Source organism: Mesorhizobium sp. M8A.F.Ca.ET.207.01.1.1, assembly GCF_004794715.1.
Lineage (GTDB): Bacteria > Pseudomonadota > Alphaproteobacteria > Rhizobiales > Rhizobiaceae > Mesorhizobium.
Genome location: NZ_SRUS01000001.1, coordinates 97,713 through 123,227, shown reverse-complemented (window position 1 = coordinate 123,227; position 25,515 = coordinate 97,713). Strand labels below are relative to the sequence as shown.

The 25,515-nt window shown below is 63.6% G+C and carries 21 protein-coding genes and 1 pseudogene; 5 read left to right on the top strand and 17 right to left on the bottom strand.

All coding sequences use genetic code 11. The annotated features are described in order from the left end of the window. Positions 1-98 precede the first annotated feature (98 nt). The 3 genes from EN850_RS00540 to EN850_RS00530 all read left to right on the top strand — a co-directional run bounded on the left by EN850_RS00540 (position 99) and on the right by EN850_RS00530 (position 2,532). On the top strand, positions 99-734 hold the full coding sequence (locus EN850_RS00540; protein WP_136090384.1) for a hypothetical protein: 636 nt from the start codon (positions 99-101) through the stop codon (positions 732-734). Positions 735-795: 61 nt separating this feature from the next. After that, positions 796-1,665: a uracil-DNA glycosylase family protein gene (locus EN850_RS00535; RefSeq protein ID WP_136090383.1), complete on the top strand. Its 870-nt coding sequence runs from the start codon at positions 796-798 to the stop codon at positions 1,663-1,665. Between the two features lie 54 nt (positions 1,666-1,719). Further along, positions 1,720-2,532 (top strand): helix-turn-helix transcriptional regulator, encoded by an 813-nt coding sequence (locus EN850_RS00530; protein ID WP_127871357.1) that lies wholly within the window; start codon positions 1,720-1,722, stop codon positions 2,530-2,532. On the opposite strand, the gene EN850_RS00525 is transcribed toward EN850_RS00530, so the two are convergent. Next, on the bottom strand, positions 2,533-3,498 hold the full coding sequence (locus tag EN850_RS00525; RefSeq protein ID WP_127871356.1) for a DMT family transporter: 966 nt from the start codon (positions 3,496-3,498) through the stop codon (positions 2,533-2,535). 272 nt (positions 3,499-3,770) lie between these two features. Between EN850_RS00525 and pepN the strand changes: the two genes are divergently transcribed. Next, complete coding sequence (gene pepN, locus EN850_RS00520; protein ID WP_136090382.1) at positions 3,771-6,416, top strand: aminopeptidase N; 2,646 nt, start codon at positions 3,771-3,773, stop codon at positions 6,414-6,416. A 48-nt stretch (positions 6,417-6,464) separates the two neighbouring features. On the opposite strand, the gene EN850_RS00515 is transcribed toward pepN, so the two are convergent. Further along, on the bottom strand, positions 6,465-6,764 hold the full coding sequence (locus EN850_RS00515; RefSeq protein WP_135915302.1) for an addiction module antidote protein: 300 nt from the start codon (positions 6,762-6,764) through the stop codon (positions 6,465-6,467). Position 6,765: 1 nt separating this feature from the next. Then, positions 6,766-7,021, bottom strand: a pseudogene (locus tag EN850_RS00510) (type II toxin-antitoxin system RelE/ParE family toxin). A 323-nt stretch (positions 7,022-7,344) separates the two neighbouring features. Here EN850_RS00510 and EN850_RS00505 point away from each other — a divergent pair. After that, positions 7,345-9,666 carry a PAS domain-containing sensor histidine kinase gene (locus tag EN850_RS00505; protein ID WP_136090381.1) on the top strand — a complete coding sequence of 774 codons (2,322 nt, stop codon included), beginning with the start codon at positions 7,345-7,347 and terminating at the stop codon, positions 9,664-9,666. Positions 9,667-9,711: 45 nt separating this feature from the next. On the opposite strand, the gene EN850_RS00500 is transcribed toward EN850_RS00505, so the two are convergent. The 14 genes from EN850_RS00500 to EN850_RS00435 all read right to left on the bottom strand — a co-directional run bounded on the left by EN850_RS00500 (position 9,712) and on the right by EN850_RS00435 (position 25,256). Continuing rightward, positions 9,712-10,191, bottom strand: coding sequence for a hypothetical protein (locus EN850_RS00500; RefSeq protein WP_136090380.1), 480 nt, complete (start codon positions 10,189-10,191; stop codon positions 9,712-9,714). A 50-nt stretch (positions 10,192-10,241) separates the two neighbouring features. Next, the gene (locus tag EN850_RS00495) at positions 10,242-13,202 is read right to left on the bottom strand and encodes a bifunctional [glutamine synthetase] adenylyltransferase/[glutamine synthetase]-adenylyl-L-tyrosine phosphorylase (RefSeq protein ID WP_136090379.1); all 2,961 of its coding nucleotides are present in this window, start codon (positions 13,200-13,202) and stop codon (positions 10,242-10,244) included. Further along, positions 13,202-14,680: a HAMP domain-containing sensor histidine kinase gene (locus EN850_RS00490; RefSeq protein ID WP_127871350.1), complete on the bottom strand. Its 1,479-nt coding sequence runs from the start codon at positions 14,678-14,680 to the stop codon at positions 13,202-13,204. Before EN850_RS00490 ends, EN850_RS00495 begins: the two co-directional genes overlap by 1 nt. Before the next feature lie 8 nt (positions 14,681-14,688). Next, on the bottom strand, positions 14,689-15,363 hold the full coding sequence (locus tag EN850_RS00485) for a response regulator transcription factor (RefSeq protein WP_023771592.1): 675 nt from the start codon (positions 15,361-15,363) through the stop codon (positions 14,689-14,691). Between the two features lie 359 nt (positions 15,364-15,722). After that, the gene (locus tag EN850_RS00480) at positions 15,723-17,273 is read right to left on the bottom strand and encodes a Do family serine endopeptidase (protein WP_127871349.1); all 1,551 of its coding nucleotides are present in this window, start codon (positions 17,271-17,273) and stop codon (positions 15,723-15,725) included. Positions 17,274-17,395: 122 nt separating this feature from the next. Next, positions 17,396-17,863 carry a cytochrome c-type biogenesis protein gene (locus EN850_RS00475; RefSeq protein ID WP_127871348.1) on the bottom strand — a complete coding sequence of 156 codons (468 nt, stop codon included), beginning with the start codon at positions 17,861-17,863 and terminating at the stop codon, positions 17,396-17,398. After that, positions 17,860-19,845, bottom strand: a complete 1,986-nt coding sequence (locus tag EN850_RS00470) for a heme lyase CcmF/NrfE family subunit (protein ID WP_135863695.1) — start codon at positions 19,843-19,845, stop codon at positions 17,860-17,862. Before EN850_RS00470 ends, EN850_RS00475 begins: the two co-directional genes overlap by 4 nt. A 23-nt stretch (positions 19,846-19,868) precedes the next feature. Next, positions 19,869-20,312, bottom strand: a complete 444-nt coding sequence (ccmE, locus tag EN850_RS00465) for a cytochrome c maturation protein CcmE (protein WP_135883386.1) — start codon at positions 20,310-20,312, stop codon at positions 19,869-19,871. 8 nt (positions 20,313-20,320) lie between these two features. Continuing rightward, positions 20,321-21,457, bottom strand: coding sequence for a c-type cytochrome biogenesis protein CcmI (gene ccmI, locus EN850_RS00460; protein WP_136090378.1), 1,137 nt, complete (start codon positions 21,455-21,457; stop codon positions 20,321-20,323). Positions 21,458-21,581: 124 nt separating this feature from the next. Continuing rightward, entirely contained in the window at positions 21,582-22,022 is a 441-nt protein-coding gene (locus EN850_RS00455) for a hypothetical protein (protein WP_127278453.1), read from the bottom strand. A gap of 182 nt (positions 22,023-22,204) precedes the next feature. Continuing rightward, positions 22,205-23,593, bottom strand: coding sequence for an ATP-binding protein (locus tag EN850_RS00450; protein WP_245464372.1), 1,389 nt, complete (start codon positions 23,591-23,593; stop codon positions 22,205-22,207). 28 nt (positions 23,594-23,621) lie between these two features. Next, positions 23,622-24,287 carry a response regulator transcription factor gene (locus EN850_RS00445; protein ID WP_015318627.1) on the bottom strand — a complete coding sequence of 222 codons (666 nt, stop codon included), beginning with the start codon at positions 24,285-24,287 and terminating at the stop codon, positions 23,622-23,624. 90 nt (positions 24,288-24,377) lie between these two features. Then, on the bottom strand, positions 24,378-24,677 hold the full coding sequence (locus EN850_RS00440) for a hypothetical protein (RefSeq protein WP_135879655.1): 300 nt from the start codon (positions 24,675-24,677) through the stop codon (positions 24,378-24,380). A gap of 171 nt (positions 24,678-24,848) precedes the next feature. Continuing rightward, complete coding sequence (locus tag EN850_RS00435; RefSeq protein WP_127871341.1) at positions 24,849-25,256, bottom strand: DUF3168 domain-containing protein; 408 nt, start codon at positions 25,254-25,256, stop codon at positions 24,849-24,851. Between the last annotated feature and the right edge of the window lie 259 nt (positions 25,257-25,515).

Sequence of the window (25,515 nt, the reverse complement as noted above, 5' to 3'; positions counted from 1 at the left end):
CGCATTCCGCGGCAGCCAAGCCGTTTCCGCGCGGCGCGGCCCCTCAAGCTTGCGTTTTCTATTGTTCGACGGCTTGCTTATCGGCCATACTTCCCGCCATGCGCATTCCCGGGCCAGGCGGCTTCTCTTCGACGCGCTTTCCATCAACGCCCTGCCGGGCGGTTATTTTGGCCCTTCTGGCGTTGGCGCCGGGCCATGCCGTCGCAGATGAAGTGAAGGTCTGGGCTACAGGCGCGTACTCATTCTCCGACGAGCTTGGCGGTTTCCGCATCACCGGAGCCTCCGGCATCGGAACCAAGGACGATCCGCTTGTCATCACCGAAGAGCTGAATTCGGCGACACCCGTGACGCTGACCATCCGCACTACAAAGCCGATCCAGACATTCGGCAAGGCTGGAGAGTTTGCCAACGGCATCATGTATATGCGCCTTGAGGTGCTCAACAACAGCGGCCAGGCCTGGATCGAGTTCCAGTTCGAGCTGCAGGAAATACTGGATCAGCCAAGCGTGTTCGGGGACGGGCTTTCGTTCGACCAGCGCAACAAGACGCCGGACAATATCTGGTCGAGCAATTTCGCCGATTTCGACCGCGACTTCGAACCCTATGACCGGCTGCTGTTCAAAAACGGCAAGGTGGACCCGTTGAAGACCGCCAGCTTCGAGTTCCTGATGACCGACTACACGCCGCGATGGACCTTCTATCTCGTGCAGGATCCGCGCATTCCCACCGGCTAGACCGTCGCGAACCGCCTTCGCCGAGGTTGCAAATTGACGCCGCCCGGACGATGGTGCGGCCATGACTGCCGCCTCTCCCAACAATCCGGTCGATTTCGCCGATCTGCTCGCCTTCTATGCCAGCGTGGGTGTGGACGAGGCTCTGGAGGATGCGCCGGTAAACCGGTTCTCGGAGGCCGCGCCGAAGCCGGCGGAGCGCATGCCGACCACGACGCCACGCGAAAGCAGCGCACCGGAGCCGCCCGTGGCTCCGCCGCGCCTCGATGGGCGCGCCGTGCCGGATGCTCCGGCCCCGCGCCCGCCGACCTCGGCCGTGCCGGACGAGGCGCAGGCGGCGCTGGCGCGCCAACTGGCGACCGCGGCAGTGTCCCTGGGCGAACTGCGCCAGCACATGGCCGCTTTCGAGGGCTGCAATCTCAAGGCCACCGCCAAGAACCTCGTATTCGCCGACGGCAACCCGCAAGCCGCCGTCATGCTGGTCGGTGAAGCCCCCGGCCGTGACGAGGACATTGAAGGCCTGCCCTTCGTCGGCCGCTCGGGCCGCCTGCTCGACCGCATGCTGGCCGCGATCGGCCTTGACCGCAACTCGGCCTACATCGCCAATGTCATTCCCTGGCGGCCACCCGGCAACCGCACGCCGACGCCGCACGAGACGGAAATCTGCCGGCCGTTCATCGAGCGTCAGATCGAGCTGGTCAATCCCAAGGTGCTGATCAATCTCGGCGGTCCGTCGGCCAAGACCTTGCTCAACACCTCGGAAGGAATCCTGCGGCTGCGCGGCAACTGGCGCGTCCACACCACGGCGTCCGGCATTGCCATTCCGGCCATGCCGACATTGCATCCGGCCTATCTCTTGCGGACGCCCGCGCACAAGAAGCTGGCATGGCGGGACTTTCTCGAGGTGAAGGCGAAGCTGCGGGCGCTCGGCTAGCGATGACCTCGCAGGTAATTGAAATGCCTTCAGCGTCGGCCTAGTCATGCGGCCATGACAAGCTCGCAGACCTCCGCCGGCAGTCTCATCCGCGAATGGCGCACGCGCCGCCGCATGAGCCAGCTCGACCTCGCCGTGGAGGCCGAAATTTCGCAGCGGCATCTCTCCTTCGTCGAAAGCGGACGCGCCGCACCTTCGCGCGACATGGTGCTCCATCTGGCCGAGCAACTGGCGATCCCGCTGCGGCAACGCAACCAGTTGCTGCTGGCCGCGGGCTTTGCGCCCAGCTTCGGCGAACGGCCGCTCACCGATACGACGCTGGCGCCGGCGATGGCGGCGGTCGAGACCGTACTCAAGGGGCATGAGCCATTTCCCGCGTTGGCGGTGGACCGGCACTGGAACCTGGTTTCGGCGAATGCCGCGATCGCCCCTTTCCTTGCCGATGTCGGCGAGGCTTCGCTGCTGACACCACCGGTCAACGTGCTTCGCCTCAGCCTGCACCCCGGCGGCATCGCGCCACGCATCGTCAACCTGCAGGAATGGCGCACGCACCTGATCGAGCGTCTCAAGCGCCAGAACGATGCCACCGGCGATCCGGTGCTGGTCGAACTGGAGCGCGAACTGCGCGGCTATCCTTCAGGCGTCAAGGGCAGCCGGCCGGCGCCGGTCGAGCCGAATGCGATCGTCCATCCGCTGAGGCTTGCCCATGGCGATCAGGTTCTGTCGTTCATCAGCACCATCACGGTCTTCGGCACACCGCTGGACGTGACCTTGTCGGAACTGGCGATCGAATCCTTTTTCCCGGCCGATGAGCAGACACGGGCAGCGCTGGTACGCCTGGCAAAGGAGCGGTCGGAACGGTCCTGATCACCCCTGCGGCAGGGCCGCCTTGCGGGTGCGGGTGCGTTCCAGACCCAGTTGCCGTTCGCGCCAGATGATGAAGATGCCGGCGGCCACCACGATCGCACCACCGACCAGCGTGCCGGACGAGGTCACGTCACCGAAAACGAGATAGCCAACCACGATCCCAAGGATCATCGAGGTGTATTCGAAAGGCGCCACGACCGAGGCTTCGGCATGGCGATAGGCCGCGGTCATCAAGATCTGGCCGAGGCCGCCACAACAGCCGGCCATGATGAGCAGCGCGGCTTGCGTTGGCGTCAGCGATTGCCAGCCGAAGGGCAGCGTCAGCAGCGAGAGCACACTTGCCGTCGACGAGAACCACAGCACGATGGTGGCCGTCTTCTCCGTCTGCACGAGATTGCGCACGAGCAGCATGGCGACAGCCGAGATTGCCGCGGCCATCAGCGCGGCCATGACGCCCAGGACCTCCTGGTCGTCGAGCCCTTCATCCGAATTGAGCAACGTCAGCTCCGGCCAGGAAATGATGAGCACGCCAATGAGGCCGATGGCGACGGCGCTCCAGCGATAGACGCGGATCGTCTCGCCAAGGAAGACCGAGGAGAACACCACGACCAGCAGCGGTTGTGCATAGTTCAGGGTGATCGCCTCAGGCAACGGCAGCCTGGTAAGCGCGAAAAAGCCGAGCCCCATGGCACCGACGCCGACGACGCCACGCGTGATGTGGTTGAAGGGACGCTTCGTGGCGAAAGCGGTGGCCAGATGTCCTTTCAACGCCAGGAAGGCGATGATCGGGAAGATGGCGAAGAAGGAACGGAAGAAGACGATCTGCCCCGCTGGCACGTCGCCTGCCGCCTTGATACAGGTTTGCATGCCGACAAAGACCGTCACGGAGACGATCTTCAGCACGATGCCTCTCAGCGTGCCGTGGCCACCCGTCGTCTCTGGTTGCGGCCTCGCTTCTGATGTCACTTTGGCAATGCGTCTCTGCCCGCCGTCGAGGGCACGTTGCGGGTCTCGAAATGGCAGAACGGGACATTGTCGGCGCACCGAACGAAAGCGCCCATCCCGAATTTCGGTGTGACGGCGGTCATGACTGCCTCGCGACGACGAAAGGAAGGCCTGAATTAGGCTCTGGCGCAGTTTTGTCGAGGGTATGTTTCGTGTAAAGAGCGCGGACTTTGAATTTTTTTGGACCAGTCAAACCATGTCCGGTCCCCGGAAAAGACAGGAAAAGCCAGGGAATGCGCACTGACACAGGCCAGGTCTTCAAACTCGAGGACTATCGCCCCAGCGACTACCTCATTCCGGAAACCAACCTTGACTTCCGTCTTTCGCCGCAGGCCACGGTCGTCACCGCGATACTGACCGTCGAGCGCCGCGACGGCATATCGGAATCGGCTCCGCTGGTGCTCGACGGCGATGGATTGACGCTGAAGCGCGTCGAGATCGACGGCAAGACGGTGAAAGCGGCGGATCTGCTGGCGAGCCCCGACCAGCTGACGCTGCTCAAGCCGCCGGCCGCACGTCGTTTCCAGCTGCTGATCGAAACCGAACTGGCGCCTGCCGGCAATGAAGCTCTTATGGGCCTTTACCGTTCGAACAACGTTTACTGCACGCAGTGCGAGGCGGAGGGTTTTCGCCGCATCACCTACTTCCTCGACCGCCCCGATATCCTGTCCGTCTACACGGTGCGGATCGAGGCGCGGCGCGACGAGGCGCCGCTGCTCCTGTCCAACGGCAATCCGGTCGAGAGCGGCGATCTCGCCGATGGCCGGCACTATGCCAGCTGGCACGACCCCTTCCCCAAGCCGTCCTACCTGTTCGCGCTGGTGGCCGGCAATCTCGGCCAGGTCGCCGACAGTTTCGTGACCTTGTCCGGCCGCAAGGTCGAGCTCGGCATCTATGTCGAGCCCGGCAAGGAGGCGCTCGCCGGCTACGCGATGGACGCGCTGAAGCGGTCGATGCAATGGGACGAGGAGGCGTTTGGCCGCGAGTACGACCTCGACGCCTTCAACATCGTCGCCGTGTCGGACTTCAACATGGGCGCGATGGAGAACAAGGGCCTCAACATCTTCAACGACAAATACGTCCTGGCCGACCAGGAGACGGCGACGGACGCCGATTTCGCCAATATCGAGGCGATCATCGCGCATGAGTACTTCCACAATTGGACAGGCAACAGAATCACTTGCCGCGACTGGTTCCAGCTTTGCCTGAAGGAAGGGCTGACGGTCTTCCGCGATCATGAGTTCTCCGCCGACCAGCGCTCGCGCGCGGTCAAGCGCATCGCCGAAGTGCGCACGCTGCGCGCCCACCAGTTTCCCGAGGACCAGGGACCGCTGGCGCATCCGGTGCGGCCGCGCCGCTACCGCGAGATCAACAATTTCTATACGGCGACGGTCTACGAAAAGGGGTCCGAAGTGGTGCGCATGATCCGCACCATTCTCGGGGCCGAGGCCTTTCGCGCGGGAATGGACCTCTATTTCGAACGCCACGACGGTGAAGCCGCGACCATCGAGGACTTCATCAAGGTGTTCGAGGAGGCGTCCGGCCGCGATCTTTCACAATTCGCGTTCTGGTATCACCAGGCGGGCACGCCCAACCTGACCGTGAGTTCGACGCACAATCCTGCCGCGCGGGAATTCACGCTCGAGATCGAGCAGTCGGTGCCGCCGACACCGTCGGAAAGCCGCAAGCGGCTGATGCATATACCACTCGCCTTTGGGCTGATCGGCGCCGGCGGCAAACCTGTCTGTTATAGCGGCGTCGAGGGCGCGAGCGTCGAGGACGGTGTCATCCATGTCCGCAAGCGCCGTCACATGGTGCGCTTTTCCGGCGTTGCCGAACGACCGGCGGTGTCACTCAACCGCGGCTTTTCGGCACCAGTGACGCTGTCGGTCGAGCAGAAGGCGGCTGACCAGTTCTTCCTCGCTCGCCATGACAACGACGCCTTCTCGCGCTGGCAGGCCTTCAACACCCTGCTCACCGATGCACTGATCGCGGCCTTCCGCCAGACCCTCGGCGGCAAACAGCCGGACTTCGCCTCACAGCTGACCGAGCTTGCCGGCAACATCGCCAGCGACGAGACGCTGGAGCCAGCCTATCGGGCCCTTGCCCTGGCGCTGCCCGGCGATGCCGACATCGCGCGTGACATCGGCAAGAACATCGATCCGGACGCCATCCATTCAGCTCGCCAGGCGCTAGCGCTGGCGGTCGCCAGGGCTAACGGCGAGATATTTTCCGGCCTCTATGACAGCCTTGCCGACAAGACCGCTTTCAGCCCCGACGCGGCGAGCGCGGGACGACGCGCCTTGCGCAACATTCTGCTGGATTATCTCTCGCTGCTGCCCGGTGGATCGGCATTGGCGGCCGGGCATTTCCAGTCCGCGACCAACATGACCGACCGCGCGGCCGCATTGGCAGTGCTCGCGCATCGTCACCACGGATCGCCGGAGGCGAAAATAGCGCTGGCGGCTTTCGAAAAGACATATGCGTCCGACCCGCTGGTCATGGACAAATGGTTCCAGATCCAGGCCGGCGTGCCGGGGCCGCAGGCTGTCGACACGGTCCGCTCCCTGACCGCTCATCCGGGCTTCTCGATGGGCAATCCGAACCGGGTGCGCTCGCTGATCGGCACATTCTCCAGCGCCAACCAGACCGGCTTTCACCGCGCCGACGGGGAAGGCTACCGTTTCTTCACGCAGACGGTGCTCGAGGTCGAAAAACGCAACCCGCAAGTGGCGGCAAGGCTGGCGACGGCGCTCAGGTCCTGGCGTTCGCTCGAACCGGGCCGGCAGGCAAAGGCCAGGGAAGCGCTGGTTTCGATCGCCAATGCCGAAAACCTCTCGGCGGATCTGCGCGATATCGTCGAGCGCACGTTGGCGTGAATGCAGACTCCGCTGCCTATGGGGGAGTTCTCCTGTGCCCGGCGCCTATCAAACCGACTGATGGGGCTGTGCCTTTGCGGTCAACTCGATTCCAAGGGCCTTCATCACTGCAATCGTGGTTTTTAGTGTCGGATTGCCGTTCTCACTGAACGAGCGATAAAGCTGTTCACGCGAAAGTCCCGTCTGGCTCGCTATTTGGGCCATGCCCTTAGCGCGCGCAACGACACCCAGCGCATGCGCGATATAGCCAGAATCTTCGGAAGCAAACGCTTCCGCCATGAATGCCGCAATCGCCTCATCGGAGGTCAGGCCTTCAGCCGGATCAAAGGTCGTCAGTTTCTCAGCCATCTCATTCGCTCCATTCTTGTGCCAGACGTTTCGCCGTCTTGATGTCCTTCTTCTGGGTGCCTTTGTCACCGCCGCACAGGAGGACGATGATCGTGTTGCCCCGCTTCTGAAAATAGACGCGGTAAGCCGGGGCCATGGTGGATACGCAACTCGCTTATCCCCTCTCCCACAGGCTCAACGTCTCCCGGATGCCCATAAGCAAGACGGTCAAGCCGGGCAAAGATCGCGCCACGAGCGCGCTCATCCTTTAGCCGCATCCACTATTTTCGGAACGTTTCGGTCTGCTTTAGATCGATCATAGGGATTTGTAGTTTATAAACTACATCCCGTCAAGGAAAGCTCAAGGATCGGTCCGCTCTTATCCGACTCGCCTTCTGTCACATAGCCCTCGCCATAGGGTCGCGCTCAAAAGGGCATTGGGTCGATTCAGCATTATTTAAGTCGATTTTTAATCTTTTTTCGCCGGACCACTGGACAAGGCGAATCACCTTTGATTCTTTAATGGCGATTCGGAAGTGCGGTGTTGCCGGGTCACCAGCACATAGAAATGCGGCATACTGGAAATCGGGGAGTGCCATTTATGGCGAAGGCGGACGCGTGGGGCGCGCCCGGTGGGATGGCTTTTGCGCGTCGCGAGACGCGCAGCGACGGCCTTGCCGGGAATACGCGGCTCATCGCCGAACCGGCCTACAAGCGGCTTCTTGCGGCTGAACCGCTGCTGCGCCGGTCGATACCGGCCCTCATCGTCATCTTCCTGCTCGTCATCGCGGCGCTGCGTGTGCTCTCGCTGATGAACGAGCGCGACGATGTCGAGCGCGATGCCAAGGCGATCCTGACGCTGGCCGCCGCGCAGCTCGCCAGTTCGCTCGCCACCACGTCGGACACGCTGCCGGGCGCCACCCAGGACCTGCTGGAGACCACCAGCCGCCAGGGCGCGATGGGCCGCAGCCATGTGCTGGTCGTCACCGACAGTGCCTTCAGGATCACCGCGGTGACACCACGTTCGGTGCCCTGGCAAGGCCATTCGCTCGACGGCCTCGTCCAGGGCGGCCAGCCTTTGTTCATGTTCGGCGATCGCGCCGGTGTCATGGACGTCAACATCGGCGGTCAGGACTGGTACGCGGCGGTCAGCCTGTCCAAGGACAGGAAGGGAGCCGCCGCGGCGCTTGTGCCGCAAGAAGCGGTCTTCGACACCTGGCGCAAGACGGTCTCGCTCAACGTCACCCTGTTCGTGCTGACGGCCGGCGTCCTGATCATCATCCTCTATGCCTATTTCGGACAGGCGGCGCGCGCGCAGGCAGCCGACCGCATCTATCTCGAGGCGCATCAGCGTATCGACATGGCGCTGGTGCGCGGCCGTTGCGGCCTTTGGGACTGGGACATGGTGCGCGGCAAGATGTACTGGTCACGCTCGATGTACGACATGCTCGGCTACGAGCCCTGCGAGACGATGCTGTCCTTCGGCGAGGTCGACGAGATCATCCATCCCGAGGACGGCGACCTGTTCGAACTCGCCAACAGGATCGTCGCGCGCGAGATCGATCATATCGACCAGGTGTTCCGGATGCGGCATGCCGATGGCCAATGGGTATGGATGCGCGCCCGGGCACAGGTCATGGATCCGGAAGCGCCGGAGATCCAGCTGATCGGCATCGCGGTCGACGTCACCGAGCAACGGCATCTGGCGCTGCGCTCCGAAGCGGCCGATCTTCGCCTCAGGACCGCGATCGAGAACATCAATGAATCCTTCGTGCTGTGGGATTCGGCTCAGCACCTGATCATGTGCAATTCCAAATACCAGCAGGACAACGGGCTCTCGGATCGCGACGTAATGCCAGGTGTGACGCGCGCGTCCCTGGAAGAGCGGATGCTGGCCTTTGCTTCGGAACGCCGGCTTGCCAACACCAATGGCCCGCAGGGCGGCGCCACGTTCGAGCGGCAGCTGTCCGACGGCCGCTGGCTGCAGGTCAACGAACTCAGGACCAGGGACGGCGGCATCGTCTCGGTGGGGTCCGACATCACCCAGATCAAGCTGCATCAGGAAAAGCTGGTCGACAGCGAGCGCCGGCTGATGGCGACCATCCATGATCTCAGCCTTGCCCGCCGGGCCGAAGAGGAACGGTCGCGCGAACTGGTCGACCTCAACCGCAAATACATGAAGGAAACCGAGCGCGCCGAAGCGGCGAACCGGGCCAAATCCGAATTCCTGGCCAACATGTCGCATGAACTGCGCACGCCGCTCAATGCCATCATCGGCTTCTCCGAACTGATGGAACAGGGGCTGTTCGGCCCGCTGGGCTCGGAGCGTTACGAAGAATACGCCACCGATATCAACAGCAGCGGCAAATACCTGCTTGGCGTCATCAACGACATTCTCGACATGTCCAAGATCGAGGCGGGCCAGTTCTCGCTGGACCAGGAGCAGATCGATCTCGGTCCGCTGATCAGCGAGACGGTGCGTGTCGTGTCGCTACAGGCGGCGCAGAAGGCGATCACCGTGGAAACGCGTATCGCCGACGCGCTGACGTTGTTCGCCGATCGCCGGGCGATCAAGCAGATCGTCATCAACCTCCTGTCCAATGCAGTGAAGTTCACCGGCCAGGGCGGCCACATATTGGTCAGGGCCCGCAACACGTCAGGCGCGCTGGTGCTGACGATCGAGGACAATGGCTGCGGTATCCCGAAGGAAGCGCTCGGCAAGCTCGGGCGTCCCTTCGAGCAGGTGCAGAACCAGTTTTCCAAGAACCATGCCGGCTCCGGCCTTGGCCTTGCGATTTCACGCTCGCTGGCCGAGTTGCAGGGCGGTGCTCTGAAGATCCGTTCCACCGAGAGTGTCGGCACGATCGTCTCGGTGCGCATTCCCGTGAAGAAGGCGCCAACGGCGGTCAAGGCCGCGGCTTAAGCGATGGGCTCCGGCCGACGATGTCGGAGCCCGCATCAACCAATCCTACTGCAGGCCGCCGTCGTTGCCTTCGTCATCCCATTGGCGGTCATGGCCAAAGTGCCCGCCCTTCGGCAGTTCGCCCTTCTCGATCTTGCCGTCATTGTTCCTGTCGAGCATCGCGAAGAGCTTCTTCTCGCGGCCGCTGATGTCATCAGCGGTCAGCATGCCGTCGCCCTTGCTGTCGTAACGGGCGATGATGCGCCTGGCCATACGTTCGAAGCGTGCCTTCTCCAGCGCGTCGGCGAGCTGAGCGACAGTCAGTTTGCCGCCATTGTCGGCGACAAGCTTCTTGAGCCGCGCGTCCATGACATTGGAGAACTGGTCGAAGGTGATGGTGCCGTCATTCTCCTTCATAGCCTTGTCGAGCCGCATCATGGTGCGCTGACGCATATTTGCGCTGTCGACATTCTCGGCATAGGCGGCGCCGCCGACGGCTCCGGCCAGGGCGATGAAGGCAAGTGCGAGCTTGATTGTCTTTCTCATGATTTTCTCCTGTTGCATCGTCACCCCCGATGCGGCCGGATGGTCGTTGGTCACGAACCCCCGGCACGAAGCAAAAGGTCGAAATCCTTCCTGACCTTTTGCGACGTCTCCTTGAGATGTGCTTCCAGCACACCGAAATCCGGCAGGTCGGTGACCGCCAGAAGCAGATCCGAAAGCCCCGGCGGAACGTCGTCACGTTCGAAGGGTCCGGTAAGGCACAGCCGCGTCATCTGGGTCAGCGCCAGATAAAGGGCGTAAGCATCGCCAAGGTCCTGCCTGATCGCGGCATTGGCGAAACGGGGCGTCAGGCGAGACAGGATCTCGGCCGTACCGGTGGCGCGCGGTCCGGCCTCGACCTGCCCGGTGATGACAGCCACCTGGGCGATGAATTCGAGATCGATCAGACCGCCCGGGATCAGCTTGATGTCCCACAGGTCGCGGGGCGGCTTTTCCTGCTCGATCATGGCACGCATTTCCGAGGCCTCGGCCCTCGCCTTTGCCGCATCGCGCGATTGGCCGAGCACCGCGGCAACTTCCGCCTCGACCTCACCGCACAAGCCATCATCACCGGCGATGGCACGCGCTCGCGACAGCGCCATGTGTTCCCACGTCCAGGCCTCCTGGCGCTGGTATTTCTTGAAGGCGTCGACATGGGTGGCGACCGGTCCCTTGTTGCCGGACGGCCGCAAACGCAGGTCGAGTTCGTAAAGCACCCCCTCCGCCGTCGGCGCCGATACCGCCGATATCAGCCGCTGCGTCATGCGGGAGTAGTAATGCGACGGCGCCAGCGGTTTGTCGCCATCGGAATCCTCGGCGTCCGCATCGTGATCGTAGAGCAGGATGAGATCGACATCCGACCCGGCGGTCAACTCGCGGCTGCCAAGCTTGCCCATGCCGAGCAGCGAGGCCACCCCGCCGGCAATCGTGCCGTGGCGCACCGCGAATTCGGACGTCACCGCTTGCAACGCCGCCGCGATTGTCAGGTCCGCCAGATCGGAGAAAGCGCGGCCGGCGCGGACCGGGTCGATGGAGCCCGCGAGCAGCCGCACACCGATCAGGAATTTCTGCTCGGAAGCAAATATGCGCAGCCGGTCGAGCACGTCCTCATAAGCCCTGTCGCCTTCGAGGAAGGCGGAAAGCCGCGCCGAGAGATAGGCGCGGTCGGGGAGCTCGGTCAGCAATGCCGGGTCGAGCAAGCCGTCGAAGACATGCGGCCGACGGGTGATGATCGCCGCCAGCCGGGGCGCCGCGCCCATGATCGTCGCCATCAGCTTGAGCAGTGCGGGGTTCGACTGCAGCAGCGAGAACAGTTGGATGCCGGCCGGCAGACCAGCGAGGAACTCGTCGAAACGGACCAGCGCCTCGTCAGCCCGGCGCGTCTGGCCAAAGGCCTTGAGCAGTGCCGGCGTCAGTTCCGTCAGCCGCTCGCGCGCCTCCGCCGACTGGGTGACGCGATAGCGCCCGAAATGCCAGCCGCGGATGACCCGGCAAATGTCGCTTGGCCGCTGAAAGCCGAGACCGTGCAGGGTCTGCAGCGTATTCGGGTCGTCGACGTCACCGGTGAAGACAAGATTGCCGATGCCGGCCGAAAGCTCGGGCGCCGTTTCGAACAGCGCCGCATAATGGCGCTCGACCTGCTGCAGCGAGGCACGGAACGCCCCGGCAAAAGCGGCCGCGTCGGCAAAGCCCAGCATGCGGGCGATGCGCTCCAGCCCTTCATCGTCTTCCGGCAGCGTGTGCGTCTGCTCATCGGCCACCATCTGGATGGCGTGTTCGACCCGGCGCAGGAACCAGTACTGGCGGGCGAGCGCGTCACGCGCATCTGACGTGATCCAGCCCCGAGCCGCGAGCTGACCGAGCATGGGCACGGTTTCGCGGCCGCGCAGCTCCGGGAAGCGGCCGCCGGCGATGAGCTGCTGGGTCTGGACGAAGAACTCGATCTCGCGGATGCCGCCGCGCCCAAGCTTGACGTTGTGCCCCTTCACGGCGATCTCGCCGTGACCCTTATGGGCATGAATCTGGCGTTTGATCGAATGGACGTCGGCAATCGCGGCGTAGTCCATGTATTTGCGCCAGATATAGGGCTGGAGTTCCTTGAGAAAGGCATCGCCGGCCGCCAGATCGCCTGCCACCGGGCGCGCCTTGATCATCGCGGCACGCTCCCAGTTCTGGCCGCGCGCCTCGTAGTAGCGCAGCGCGGCTTCAACCGGAATCGCCAGCGGGGTCGAGCCGGGATCGGGACGCAATCTCAGATCGGTGCGGAAGACATAGCCGTGCTCGGTGCGATCCTGCAGGATGCGCACCAGCCGGCGCGTCAGGCGCGAGAACAAATCGGTGGCGTCGAGGGGATCGACCACGGCGGGCGCTTCCGGATCGAAGAACACGACGAGGTCGATATCGGACGAGAAATTCAGCTCATGCGCGCCGAGCTTGCCCATTCCAAGCAGGATCCAGCCCGATTGATGCGACGGGCTGTCGAGGTCTGGCAGTCTGAGCTTGCCCTGGCCATGCGCGTCACGCAGCAGGAAATCGACGGCCGCGCGGGTGCAGGCGTCGGCGAGATCGCTCAAGCGCCTTACTGTCAGCGACGTCTCGGCCTCGCCCGAGAGATCGGCTAGCGCGATCAGGAAATGCGCGTCGGCCTTATGCTGACGCAGCTCCATCATCAGGCCGGATTCCGAGACCGTTTCGGCCAGCGGCGCCTGGTCGATCGCGGCGGTGATCGCCTTCAGGCGGGCCTCGATCGGCAGGTCGAAGAGGCCGTCGAGGATTTGCGGCCGGCGGCGCGCCGTATCGCGCAGGAACGGCGAAAGGTCGAAGACGGCGGCCAGGAAATCCTGCGCCGTCCCCTTGCCGGCCAGGAATTTGGCCGCCCGTGTCAGCCCTTCTTCGCGCGCTGCGTCCGCGATTTCGGCCAGTTCCTGCCGCGCCCGCCCCTCGTCGAGCGGGACAAGCGGGGTTTCCAGGCTCAGCAACCAGTCTGTCTTGCTCCGCTTGGCAACGGCCGCCATCAGTGGTCCTCGCGTGTGGGGAAACTCATGACCACGGATAGTCCCGGATTGCCGGGCAACAGGTCAAGCCGGCCGTAGTGGAATGTCATGACCGCCTTGGCGAGACTGAGGCCAAGGCCGGAACCAGGCTGCGAACGGCTTTTCTCCAGCCGCACGAAGCGCTCCGTCGCCCGGGCGCGATCGGCATCGTCGGGAATGCCCTGGCCGTTGTCGGCGACGGAAAGCCTGATCTCGCCATGCGTGCGTTCGAGCGCCACGCGGACCGCCGGCTTGGACGTGGCATCGGTCGAGTACTTGATCGCATTGTCGACGATGTTGGAGAGCGCCTGGCCGATCAGTTCGCGGTTGCCGTCAACGGCAAAAGCACCGTTCACCTCGGCGTCCAGCGAAACGCCAGCCTCCTCGGCCACCGGCTCGTAGAGCTCGACCACATCGCGCACGGCAGCCGCCAGATCGACGCGGTTGGTGTGCTCGGAAGAATATCCAGCCTCCAGCCGGGAGATCATCAGGATGGCGTTGAAGGTCTTTATCAGCTGGTCGGACTCGGCGATGGTGCCCTCCAGCGCCTGCCGATAGTCCGACGTCTTCTGCTTGCCGGAAAGCGTCGCCTCGGCCCGGTTGCGCAGCCGGGTCAGCGGCGTCTTCAAATCATGCGCGATGTTGTCGGAAACCTGTTTCAAGCCTTCATTGAGCGTGGCGATCCTGGCCAGCATGGAATTGAGGTTTTCGGACAACCGATCGAATTCGTCGCCGGTGCCCGTAACCGGCAATCGGCCACTGAGATCGCCGCCCATGATGCGACGGCTGGCCTCCGACACGCTGTCGATGCGCTTCAGCGCGGCGCGGCCGACAAAGAACCAGATTAGCAGTCCGCCGAGCCCCATCATGCCGAGCGCCAGCATCAGCGAGCGGCGGATAACGGCGCGAAAACGCTCCGGTTCGCCGAGATCGCGGCCAACCAGCAGGATCATCTGATTGGGCAGCCGCAGCACCAGCGCGATGGCATTGTGGCCCTTCTCGCCTTCAGCCTGCACCGCGTTGTCGCCAGTTGAAGGAGACGTCGTCTGGTCGGACGCTCCGCTGCGCAAACGATCAAGCTCACCTTCGCCGAAGCGCTTGTAGGAGAACGGCTCGGTCGTCCAGCCCTCGGTATCGATTACACCCGGCTCCAGGGCCTGCACATTGCCGGTCAGGATCTGGCCATTGGTGTCGGCGATCAGATAGAGGTTGGCGCCAGGCTGGCGGGAGCGGTTTTCGACCACACGCACCAGCAATGGCAAGCCGCCCTTTTTGTAGGCGCTGGCCAAGCCTATTATCTCATCATTGATTGTGTCCTGCGTCTGCCCGGTCAGCATGCTCGCTGACAGCGACGTCATGTAGAAGACCAGCAGCACGGCGCACAGCGCGAAAAGCAGGAAATAAAGCGCCGAAAGCCGCGCTGCCGTCGTCTTCATGATGGCGGGCACGGAAAGAGCCATGCTGTCGCCTAGCCGCCCTTCAGCATGTAGCCGGCGCCTCGAACCGTGTGCAGGATCGGCTTGTCGAAGCCCTTTTCGATCTTGCCGCGCAGCCGCGAGACGTGGACATCGATGACATTGGTCTGCGGATCGAAATGATAATCCCAGACATTTTCGAGCAGCATGGTGCGCGTCACCACCTGGCCGGCATGGCGCATGAGATATTCGAGCAGGCGGAATTCGCGCGGCTGCAGCGTGATCTCACGCGCGGCCCGGCGGACAGAATGCGACAGCCTGTCGAGTTCAAGGTCGCCAACCCGGTAGACGGTCTCGGCCTCCTTGGCGCTGGCGCGTCGGTTCAGCACCTCGACACGCGCCAGAAGTTCGGAAAAGGCATAGGGCTTGGTCAGATAGTCGTCGCCGCCGGCACGCAGGCCGGTGACCCGGTCATCGACCTCGCCCAGCGCCGACAGGATGAGCACTGGTGTCGTGTTGCCCCTGGAGCGGAGAGCGGCAATGACCGACAGGCCATCGCGGCGCGGCATCATCCGGTCGATGACCATCACGTCGTAATCACCCGCATCGGCAAGCGCGAAGCCGGTCTCGCCGTCACCGGCGACATGTGCCGTATGACCGGCTTCCGTGAAGGCTTTCTGCAGATAATCCGCAGCCTCGCGATCGTCTTCTATGACGAGAATCTTCATAGGGCCGTTATACGCGATTTCGCTGGAAGATTGAGTAGCCGGCATCTGCATTCTAGCCTTTGCCAAAGCGCATCGCGATCAAGATGATCGAGAGCGTGCGCGATGAAATCCTTGTTCCGTGGCGTCGTTGCGCCGGACATGCCAGTTCCCGGTCATGTCGTTTCCCCCCGCGACCACCGAACCGACCGGCTTCGGGCACGAGAGCGTGATGTGGGCACCCATATGCGGCGCGCGGCAGCGGGCGATGGGAAGCCCGCTGCCACTGAAGAAGAGCGCGATGACTGACTAACGGGCTCTCCTTCTTGCTTTCCCATGCGGCGACTCGGGGGTGTTGAAACCGCCGCATTGGAAAAGTCGTCTCAGCCCTTGGCCACCGGCAGCGCGACGAAGCGGTTGTTGTCGTCGCGGGTGATCTGCATCAGCACCGCCTTGCGTCCGGATTTGACCGCATCGGCCATGGCCTTGGTGACGTCGTCGGTGCCGTTGACCTCCGCCGAGTTAACCGCGGTGATGACGTCGCCCGGCTGGATGCCGCGATCGGCGGCGGCGCTGTCGGGGTCGACGTCGGTCACCACCAGACCCTTGCCGTTTTCAGACTTGGTGACGGTGAGGCCGAGATCGGCGAGCGTGTCCGGCTTTGCCGGAGCGGAGGGTTGCTGCTGCTGGTCGCCCGATGCCTGCTTGTCGCTGATGGGCAGTTTGCCGAGATCGACCTTGACCGTCTGGCTCTTGCCGTCACGCCACACGGTGACGTCAACCGATTTGCCCGGCGAATAGGCGCCGATCAGGCGGGCGAGTTCCTTCGGCGAGGCAACGTCCTTGCCATCAACCTGGGTGATGACATCACCCGCGGTGATGCCGGCCTTCTTGCCGGGACCGTCGTCCTGGGCGCTCGAAACCAGGGCGCCGTTGTTGGACTTCAGACCGAGCGATTCGGCGATGTCGGAGGTGACCGGCTGGATTTCGACGCCGAGCCAGCCGCGCTGGACCGCGCCATTCTTCATCAGATCTCCGACGACCTGCTTGGCGGTCGAGGCCGGAATGTCGAAGGCAATGCCGACGCTGCCGCCCGAGGGCGAGAAGATGGCGGTGTTGATGCCGACCACCTGGCCGTTGAGGTTGAAGGTCGGGCCACCCGAATTGCCGCGGTTGACCGATGCGTCGATCTGGAGGAAATCGTCATAGGGGCCGGCGCCGATATCGCGGCCGCGCGCCGATACGATGCCGGCGGTGACGGTGCCGCCGAGGCCAAACGGGTTGCCGACAGCCACGACCCAGTCGCCGACGCGAACCTTGGAATCGTCGGCGAAGTCGACATAGGTGAACTTGCCGCCACCATCGACCTTGAGCACGGCGAGATCGGTGCGCGGATCGGTGCCGACCAGCTTGGCGTCGAGTTCCTTGCCGTCATTGGTCACCACGGTGAAGGCGGTGCCTTCTTCGACGACATGGTTATTGGTGACGAGATAACCGTCTTCGGAGATGAAGAAGCCTGAGCCCTGCGCCACCGGACGCGGCTGGTCGTTGTTGCGATCGCGATGACCGAAGCGGCGCTGACCTTCATCGTTCTGGCCATTCTGGTCACCAAAGCCGCGGAATTCCTTGAAGAAGCGGCGCAACTGCGGATTGTTGGGAAGATTGTCGAAACCGCCCTGATCGTCGGAACCGTCATCGGCGGTCGGTTGCAGCTTGGCCTTGACCTTGACGCTGACCACGGCTGGCGAAACGCGCTCGACGACATCGGCGAAGCTCGGAACCTGGGGAGCCTCCACACGCACGGCGTCAGCCAGAACGGGGCTGGTTCCACTGGTCAGCGCGCCAACGCCGATCGCGCCGGCGACAGCGATGGACGCGGCGGCAGCCAGAAGACGCTTGCGGGTGCGGGAATATGAATTGGGGGCAATATTCATGGTTCTCTTATCCTCTTTCAACGGACGCGCCTTGATCGGCATCCTCAAGAACGAGAATTAGAGCGGCGCACATTACGACGCCATTTCCGGCACATGAAACTTTGGTAATGTTGGCGCGGCCGTCAGTCGCGGTCCAGGATCGTGTCCAATGCCGCCTGTTCATCGGCTGACAGGGATTTCGTCGCCAGCGTCCGGCGCGACCGCGCGGTCAACACAATGAATCCGCCTCCCACCAGCAGCAACAGCACGGGCGTGCCCCACAGCAACGCGTTGCGCAGGTCGAAACGCGGCTTCAGCAGAACGAACTCGCCGTAGCGGGAGACCACATAGTCCATCACCTGCTGGTCGGTATCACCGGCGACAAGGCGTTGTCGCACCAGGATACGCAGGTCGCGAGCAAGGTCGGCGTCGGATTCGTCGATCGACTGGTTCTGGCAGACCATGCAGCGCAAGCCTTCCGACAGCGCCCGCGCCCGTGCCTCCAGAGCGGGGTCGGCCAGCATCTCGTCAGGCTTCACCGCCATTGCCGTGCCGGCGAAGAGCAATGCAAGTAACAGGACAATCGAGGTCAGCGAAAACCTTGCACTCATGGCAGAACCACCGGCGCAACCGCCTGCTTGCGGCGGCGCGAAGGCGCGCCGACCCGCAGGCGCCTGTCCATCAGCGACATGGCGGCACCCGCCATCATCACCAGGCCGCCGCCCCAGATCAGCGTCACCAGCGGCTTCCACCACAAACGCACCACGACCGAGCCGTCCTTGCCCTCGTCGCCGAGCGAAATGTAGAGCTGGGAGAGGCCGATGGTCTTGATGCCGGACTCCGTCGTCGTCATCTGCCGCACCGGATAGAAACGCTTGGCCGAGCTGATTTCGCCGACGGGGCTGCCGCTGGCGCCGATCAGCTCGAAACGGCCGCGATCCTCGCTGTAGTTCGGCCCCTGGGCCGGATAGAGGCCGACGAAACGCACCGTGCGGCCGGAGATTTCGACGGTTTCACCAGCACGCATGGACAGGATCTTCTCCGTGCCGAAGCAGAGCGTGCCGACAATGCCGAGCACCGTCAGGCCAAGGCCGAGATGCGCCAAAGCGGTCCCGAAGACGGAGCGTGGCAAACCAACCAGGCGCCTGACCATGACCGGCGCGGCGACATTGCCTAAGCCTGCCTTGACGGCGAGGTCAGTCAGCGCGCCAAGGATCAGCCAGACCGCGAGGCCAACGCCAAGCGCGGCAAGCACCGAAGCGCCGTCGATGAACAAGGCAGTGACCAGCGTCGCCAGAAGGGCGGCCGCAAACGCGAGCATCAGACGCTGCGCGACGCCTAGGACATCGCCGCGCTTCCAGGCCAGCAGCGGCCCAAAGGGAACCATCACCAGCAGCGGCACCATGAGCGGGGCGAAAGTGAGGTTGAAGAACGGCGCGCCGACCGAAATCTTGCCGGCCGAAAAAGCCTCGACCGCCAGCGGATAGAGCGTGCCGACCAGCACGGTGGCGGTCGCCGTGGTCAGGAACAGATTGTTGAGGACGAGCGCGCCTTCGCGCGAAATCGGATGGAACAGGCCGCCTGCCGTCAGCCTCGAGGCGCGCAGCGCAAACAGCGCCAGCGAGCCGCCGATGAACAGCGTCAGGATGCACAGGATGAAGACGCCGCGCGTCGGATCGGTGGCAAAGGCGTGGACGGAAGTCAGGACGCCCGAACGCACCAGGAAGGTGCCGAGCAGCGACAGCGAGAAGGTCAAAATGGCGAGCAGCAGCGTCCAGATCTTCAACGCCGAGCGCTTTTCCATGACGATGGCAGAATGCAGCAGCGCGGTGCCCGCCAGCCAAGGCATGAAGGAAGCGTTCTCGACCGGATCCCAGAACCAGAAACCGCCCCAGCCGAGCTCGTAATAGGCCCAATACGATCCCATGGCGATGCCGCCGGTCAGAAACATCCAGGCGACCAGCGTCCATGGCCGCACCCAGCGCGCCCAGGAAGCATCGATGCGGCCCTCGATAAGGGCCGCGACCGAGAAGGAAAAGCAGATCGAGAAGCCGACATAGCCGAGATAGAGCAGCGGCGGATGAATGGCGAGGCCAAGGTCCTGCAGGATCGGGTTGAGATCGCGGCCTTCGATCGGCGCCGGATTGAGTCTGACGAAGGGATTGGACGTTACCAGGATGAACAGGAAGAAGGTTGCGCCAATGGCGCCCTGCACGGCAAGCACGTTGGCGCGCAGCGTCGCCGGCAGGTTGGAGCCGAAAGCGGCGACAAGCGCGCCGAAGAAGGTCAGGATCAGCACCCAGAGCAGCATCGAGCCTTCGTGATTGCCCCAGGTTCCGGTGATCTTGTAGATCAGCGGCTGCAGCGAATGCGAGTTCTCCCAGACGTTCGCCAGCGAAAAATCGGAACTTGCATAGGCGCTCGCAAGTGCCGCGAAGGACAGGGCCGTCAAGGCAAAACCAGTCACCGCGACCGGACCGCCGACCGCCATCAGGCGCTGGTTGTTCAGCCGCGCGCCAAACAGCGGCACGATGGTCTGCACCAGCGAAAGCGCGAACGCCAGAACCAGGGCGAAATGTCCGGTCTCAACCATTCCCGCTTGCTCTCCCGCCGGGATTACTCACTCTTGCTCTCCTGCCAGACACCCTTGGCCTTCAGGCCGGCGGCAACTTCCTTGGGCATGTAACGCTCGTCGTGCTTGGCCAGCACGCTGTCGGCGACAAAGACGCCGTCGGGGCCAAAGGTGCCCTCGGTGATGACGCCCTGCTCTTCGCGGAAAAGGTCGGGCAGGATGCCGGTATAGGTAACCTTGACCGATTTGTGGGTGTCGGTGACCGAAAAGGCAACCGTCGCGCCCTGGCCGCGCTGGATGGTGCCTTTTTCGACCAAACCGCCGAGCCTGATGCGCTGGCCGGGCTGCACACTGGCAGTGGTCAGATCGGCCGGCATGTAGAAATAGGACGCTTTCTGGCCAAGCGCGTAGAACGTCAGGCCGGTGGCGGCTGCGAGGAAAGCCAAGCCGCCCACAATCACCGACAATCGTTTCTGCTTGCGCGTCATGTCCAATTCTACTCCGTCACCGTCAGACCGAGCGAGGCGCCAAAGGCGGTGAATTTCTTGGCCTCGTCACTGTCGGCGCCAAAGACCGCAATGGCGCGGCCCAGCGCATCGCGCGCCTGGCCGGTCTTGCCCAGCACGACATAGGAACGAACAAGCCGCATCCATCCTTCCGGGTCGCGCGGATTTTGACGAAGTTTGTCGTCGAGGCCGGCGACCATGGTGTTGATCATGGCTTCCCTGTCCTGCGGCGACATGGAGGATGCCGCGTCGACATCGCCAGTATCGGGGCCTTTCGCGGCCGCGCCTGAAGCGACTTCAGAGCCGGATTTGGCCAGTGCCTGTTCGACGGCGCCGCGCCATGGCGAATCCGGCGGCAGCTTGCCAAGCATCGCCTGCCAGGCCGCGGCCGCTTCCTTGCCGCGGCCCTCCTGCGCCAATGCCATCGCCAGATAGAAGCTGGCTTTCGCGTTGGCCGGGTCAAGCCTCAAGGCCGCCTCGAAGGCATCCTGGGCATCGGCCGAAACAATACCGCCCGCGGCACCGGCGATCGCCTCGCCGAGGCCGGCCTGGCGTACGGCACTGTCGCCGTCGAGGCGTATGGCGTTGCGGTAGGCCGCCGCGGCGTCGGCAAAGCGCTGCATGCGCAGATAGACCGGCGCCAGCACATCCCAGCCCCGCCCATCGGCAGGGTTGGCCGCAAGATGGGCTTCGGCACGCGCCACCAACTCATCGACCGAACTGTCGGCCGGGTTCTTGGCCAGCCGCTCGCTGAGCGGCTGCGACGGCAAGTCAGGCGAGCCGAGCTGGCTGTAGAGCCCCCAACTGACCAACGGGACCGCCAGCACGGCCGCGGTCGCGACAAGCCGTGCCGCGACCGACGCCGCCCTGCCGGACGTGTTGCCGGTTATGTCAGCGTTGCCCAGCCGAAGGATGCGGCGGGCGATCTCAGCGCGCGCCTCGGCTGCCTCGGCGGGCCGGATCAAGCCGCGCGCGGCATCGCGGTCGAGTTCGGCCAATTGATCGCGATAGACTTCCAGGTCGTGATCGCCGCTCGATGACGCGCCCTTGGAAGCCCCAGCCAGCGGCAAAAGCACCGCCAGGCTGGCGCCCAGCGTGAGAATTGCGGCTATGACCCAGAACAGCATGGTTCTTCCAATAAAGGCAGAGCCCTGCCCTGCCAACACAGGCATCCTGCGACGCTTTGACGGCAGGCGCACCGAATGTCCTTGATCGACGTCAACTGGCCGGGTCGCAACCAGACCCGGCTGGCTAGGTCAATGGTGTCCAACCGCCGTCGGCATTGCGGCAGGCTGTTCCGTGCGCCGTGACACTGGCGCTGCCGGTGAACACCGTCTGCGTGTACTGGCGGCAATCCTGCGAACCAACGCGGTAAGGTTGGGCTGGAACGACCTCGCCATGGCGCGAGGCCTGATCGCCCTTCCACGCCACCTTCTGCCCGCTCGTCGTGTATTCAAGCGCCTTGTATTCGGCCTCGAGCGCGCTGCGCTTTTCCGTGTCGCTCAGGCCATTGCCGACAGACCCGCCAATGAGGCCGCCGCCCATGGCGGAAATGATCGACTTGGTGACGACCTTGCCGCCCGCTGGGGGCGTCGAGGCCGGGGTCGCGGCCACGGTCGGGCCCTTGCCGCTCAAGGTGGTGCAGCCCGACACGGCCAGCAATGCGGAAACAAGCGCGACGCGAATCTTCATGCCAACAACCGGTATTCCTGAGTTGGAGCTTGCCATGGATGCGCCTGGCATCATCTGAGAAGTGGGCATGGCCATACTATTGATATTTGTCGGAAATTTGGCCGCCGCCGGCCAGTATGAGGTCAATCGATATGCCGCCATAGCATGGGCCACCCGTTGGTGTCGATTGGTCTGGGCAAACGTCACTGAAGGCTCCGCAATCGCACCGCTGCCTTCAGACCACCCATGCCGGAACGCCCCAGATCCAGGCCACCTCCGTACTCGTTGACGAGGTCGGCGACGATGGCGAGGCCCAGGCCCGTTCCCGGCTTTGTCTCGTCCAGGCGCCGTCCGCGCTTCATGGCTTCGCGCGCCTTGTCCTCGGGAATGCCAGGGCCGTCATCCTCGATGCTGATCTCGAACAGGCTCTCATCCTTGCTGACCAAGGGCACGACCGAGACCGCGACAGCACTCCTTGCCCATTTCATCGCATTCTCGAGAAGATTGCCGAGCAGTTCCTCGAGGTCCTCGCGTTCGCCGGCAAAGACGATCTCGGTGGCCGGCAGCGACAGCGACAGGCTGGTCCGCGGGTTGAGCTTCTGCAAAACGCGCACCATGCGCTGTACCAGCGGCGCCACGGGCGTGCGGTAGACGACGCTGTCGCGCTGCGCCGCGACGCGGGCGCGCTGCAAATAGTGATCGATCTGCTTTTGCATGGAGGCGGCCTGCTCGGCGATCAACTGCCCCTTGGCGCCGCCAAGCGCCCGGCCCTCGTTGAGCAGCACGGCGAGCGGCGTCTTCAGCGAATGGGCGAGGTTGCCGACCTGGGTCCGCGAACGCTCGACAATGCGTTTGTTGTTTTCGATCAAAGCGTTGGTTTCGTTGGCCAATGGTTCGATCTCGGCCGGGAAGCGGCCGTCGAGCTTCTGCGCGGTGCCCTCGCGCACCATGGCGAGTGCGTTCCTGACCCTGCGCAGCGGCTGCAGCCCGAGCAGGATGGCGATGGCGTTGATGGCGATCATTCCGATGCCGAACAGGCTGAGATAGGTCAACAGGCGACGCTGGAAGGTCCCTATTTCCTGATCCAGCTCGGTCTTGTTTCCCATGACGCGGAAGCGCGCGGCGCGGTTCTTGGCATCGAGAACGAATTCGCTCTCGAATACGACCAGTTCCTCGCCATTGATGCCTTGCGCGGCATAGCTGCGCTGGAAATTGGCGTTGAAAGGAACATCCGCCACATCGGGCGACGGGATGGTCCGGGTCATGGACGACGAATGGAGATCGCCGTGCACGCCTTCCGAGGCGGGCTCGACGGACCAGTACCAGCCCGAATTCGGCTCCGAGAAACGGAGGTCGCCAAGATCGGGCGAGCCGGTCAGCGCGCCGCTGTCGGAAATGCCAATGGAGCCGATCAAGTTGAACAAATGCGCCGACAGCAAACTGTCGAAGCCCCGCTCGCTGGCTTGGCGGTAGAGCGTGGTGATCAGGGTGAAGATGACGACCAGGGTCAGGATCGCCCATACCGTGGAGAAGGCGATAACGCGGAACGTCAGCGAGCGCGGCCAAGCGCGTAGCGAAAGCCGTCTGCCCACGGTTGGGTTGGTAGGAAGCGGTTCCGCCTTACGCCTCCGGCTCACGCATGCGGTAGCCCATGCCGCGCACGGTTTCGATCATGTCGATGCCCATCTTCTTGCGCAGCCGCCCGACAAAGACCTCGATCGTGTTGGAATCGCGGTCGAAATCCTGGTCGTAGAGATGCTCGACCAGTTCGGTGCGCGAAACGACCTCGCCCATGTGGTGCATCAGATAGGCAAGCAGCCGGAATTCGTGCGAGGTCAATTTCAGCGGCACGCCATTGACATCGGCCTTCGAAGCCTTGGTGTCGAGACGCAGCGGCCCACAGGTCAGTTCCGACGAGGCGTGGCCGGCGGCGCGGCGGATCAGGGCCCTGACCCGTGCCAGTACCTCCTCGATGTGGAACGGCTTGGTGACGTAGTCGTCGGCGCCGGCGTCGATGCCCGAGACCTTGTCGCTCCAGCGGTCACGCGCGGTCAGGATCAGCACCGGCATCTTGCGGCCGCCGCGACGCCAACGCTCGACCACGCTGATGCCGTCCATCTGCGGCAGGCCGATGTCGAGCACGACGGCATCGTAAGGCTCCGTGTCGCCGAGGAAATGACCCTCCTCGCCATCGAAGGCACGGTCGACGACATAGCCGGCATCGACCAGCGCATCGGAAATCTGCCGGTTGAGATCCTTGTCATCCTCGACGACGAGTACGCGCATGCGGGGACCAATGCCTGTTGACTGAGGTTTCAGATATAGGCCGATTCCGGCGGCCTGGGAAACGGAGCCCTGTAGGACGAGAAGACTGCGTCAGTTCTGCGGAACGACGATTTCGGAGCGGCGCGGACGCTGCCCGTCCTTGCCCGGCACGAGGACGACGATAACGCAGACCGGCTGGCCGCCACGCGTCGACGCCGAGGCCTTGGCGAGTGTTCCGCCATTCTGCTGGGCCACCTGCTGACCGATCGCATAGCAGTCGGATGCGGCCAGGACGATCGGGGTGGGCTGATCGGGCGCGATCGCCGGTATCGCCATTGCCTGCGACGCAAACAGCCCGGCGGCACTAAGCGCCAGGGTCGCGGTTCGGAAATGGGAGCGAAGCGTTTTCATGACCGGCGTTGTAACGCATCGGTGCTGAACGTGAAATGAACAGTGAACGGCCCTGAACCCATGCTCGCCACACCCCTGCAACGCGAGATAGACAATCTGGATTTCACCGCCCCACCAGTGAACCCCGCGAAAGCCCAGTCTAGACTCCGTTTCGATGATATTGAAAGCGCGTCAGGCGTTTTCCTGCGTCAGCGCTCGGAATCGCAGCAGACCATGATGGACAAGCAGTTCCTCATCATAACGCGCCTCGGTGAATTCCAGCGACAGCCGTGTCTGTCCACGCGGGCCGATCACCAGCACCGCGTCGGCAAGGCGCGCCTTGATGGCGGCCATGATGGCAAGCGTTTCGGCTTCACCATGGGCCTTCGACCAGACATGCAGCGTGATCAGCTGGTCGTCGTTGTTCTCGGCGCCCGTATCCCAGTCAAAGGCCGAGGTCTGGCCTGAAGTCACATAGGGAAAGGCGGCGGTGTCGGTTGCCCGCTCGAGCAGTCCGGCGCCGCCCAGCAGCGCCGACAGCGACGCATCGCTTTTCAACCTGAGGAACAGGGCCTGCTGCAAATCACCGGGCGCGGTCATCGTTCTTCCCCTCGCCTGTTGCGCCGCCGACCCTTGCCTGCCAGAAGCTCTTCCGCGTTCTAGACGCTTTGCCATATATAACCATTTGCCGCACGGACAGGTTTGCCGATTCGTCGTCTCGATGATGAATGCCGATGATCTCGAAAATACGACTTGCCGACAATCTCCTCAGCGGACGCGGCATAGCGATACCGGTTGCGCACCGCAAGCATCATCAACGCCCGGCGCCGGGCCATTTTCCCAGATTCGGGAGCTGACC

Coding starts and splice junctions, on each gene's coding strand:
- EN850_RS00445 (WP_015318627.1), bottom strand. CDS start 24,287: ATGCGCGTACTCGTCGTCGAGGATGACAAGGATCTCAACCGGCAGATT.
- EN850_RS00485 (WP_023771592.1), bottom strand. CDS start 15,363: ATGAAGATTCTCGTCATAGAAGACGATCGCGAGGCTGCGGATTATCTG.
- EN850_RS00435 (WP_127871341.1), bottom strand. CDS start 25,256: ATGACCGCGCCCGGTGATTTGCAGCAGGCCCTGTTCCTCAGGTTGAAA.
- EN850_RS00480 (WP_127871349.1), bottom strand. CDS start 17,273: ATGAATATTGCCCCCAATTCATATTCCCGCACCCGCAAGCGTCTTCTG.
- pepN (WP_136090382.1), top strand. CDS start 3,771: ATGCGCACTGACACAGGCCAGGTCTTCAAACTCGAGGACTATCGCCCC.
- EN850_RS00440 (WP_135879655.1), bottom strand. CDS start 24,677: ATGAAAACGCTTCGCTCCCATTTCCGAACCGCGACCCTGGCGCTTAGT.
- ccmE (WP_135883386.1), bottom strand. CDS start 20,312: ATGACGCGCAAGCAGAAACGATTGTCGGTGATTGTGGGCGGCTTGGCT.
- EN850_RS00540 (WP_136090384.1), top strand. CDS start 99: ATGCGCATTCCCGGGCCAGGCGGCTTCTCTTCGACGCGCTTTCCATCA.
- ccmI (WP_136090378.1), bottom strand. CDS start 21,457: ATGCTGTTCTGGGTCATAGCCGCAATTCTCACGCTGGGCGCCAGCCTG.
- EN850_RS00475 (WP_127871348.1), bottom strand. CDS start 17,863: ATGAGTGCAAGGTTTTCGCTGACCTCGATTGTCCTGTTACTTGCATTG.
- EN850_RS00500 (WP_136090380.1), bottom strand. CDS start 10,191: ATGAGAAAGACAATCAAGCTCGCACTTGCCTTCATCGCCCTGGCCGGA.
- EN850_RS00530 (WP_127871357.1), top strand. CDS start 1,720: ATGACAAGCTCGCAGACCTCCGCCGGCAGTCTCATCCGCGAATGGCGC.
- EN850_RS00515 (WP_135915302.1), bottom strand. CDS start 6,764: ATGGCTGAGAAACTGACGACCTTTGATCCGGCTGAAGGCCTGACCTCC.
- EN850_RS00470 (WP_135863695.1), bottom strand. CDS start 19,845: ATGGTTGAGACCGGACATTTCGCCCTGGTTCTGGCGTTCGCGCTTTCG.
- EN850_RS00495 (WP_136090379.1), bottom strand. CDS start 13,202: ATGGCGGCCGTTGCCAAGCGGAGCAAGACAGACTGGTTGCTGAGCCTG.
- EN850_RS00490 (WP_127871350.1), bottom strand. CDS start 14,680: ATGGCTCTTTCCGTGCCCGCCATCATGAAGACGACGGCAGCGCGGCTT.
- EN850_RS00535 (WP_136090383.1), top strand. CDS start 796: ATGACTGCCGCCTCTCCCAACAATCCGGTCGATTTCGCCGATCTGCTC.
- EN850_RS00455 (WP_127278453.1), bottom strand. CDS start 22,022: ATGAAGATTCGCGTCGCGCTTGTTTCCGCATTGCTGGCCGTGTCGGGC.
- EN850_RS00505 (WP_136090381.1), top strand. CDS start 7,345: ATGGCGAAGGCGGACGCGTGGGGCGCGCCCGGTGGGATGGCTTTTGCG.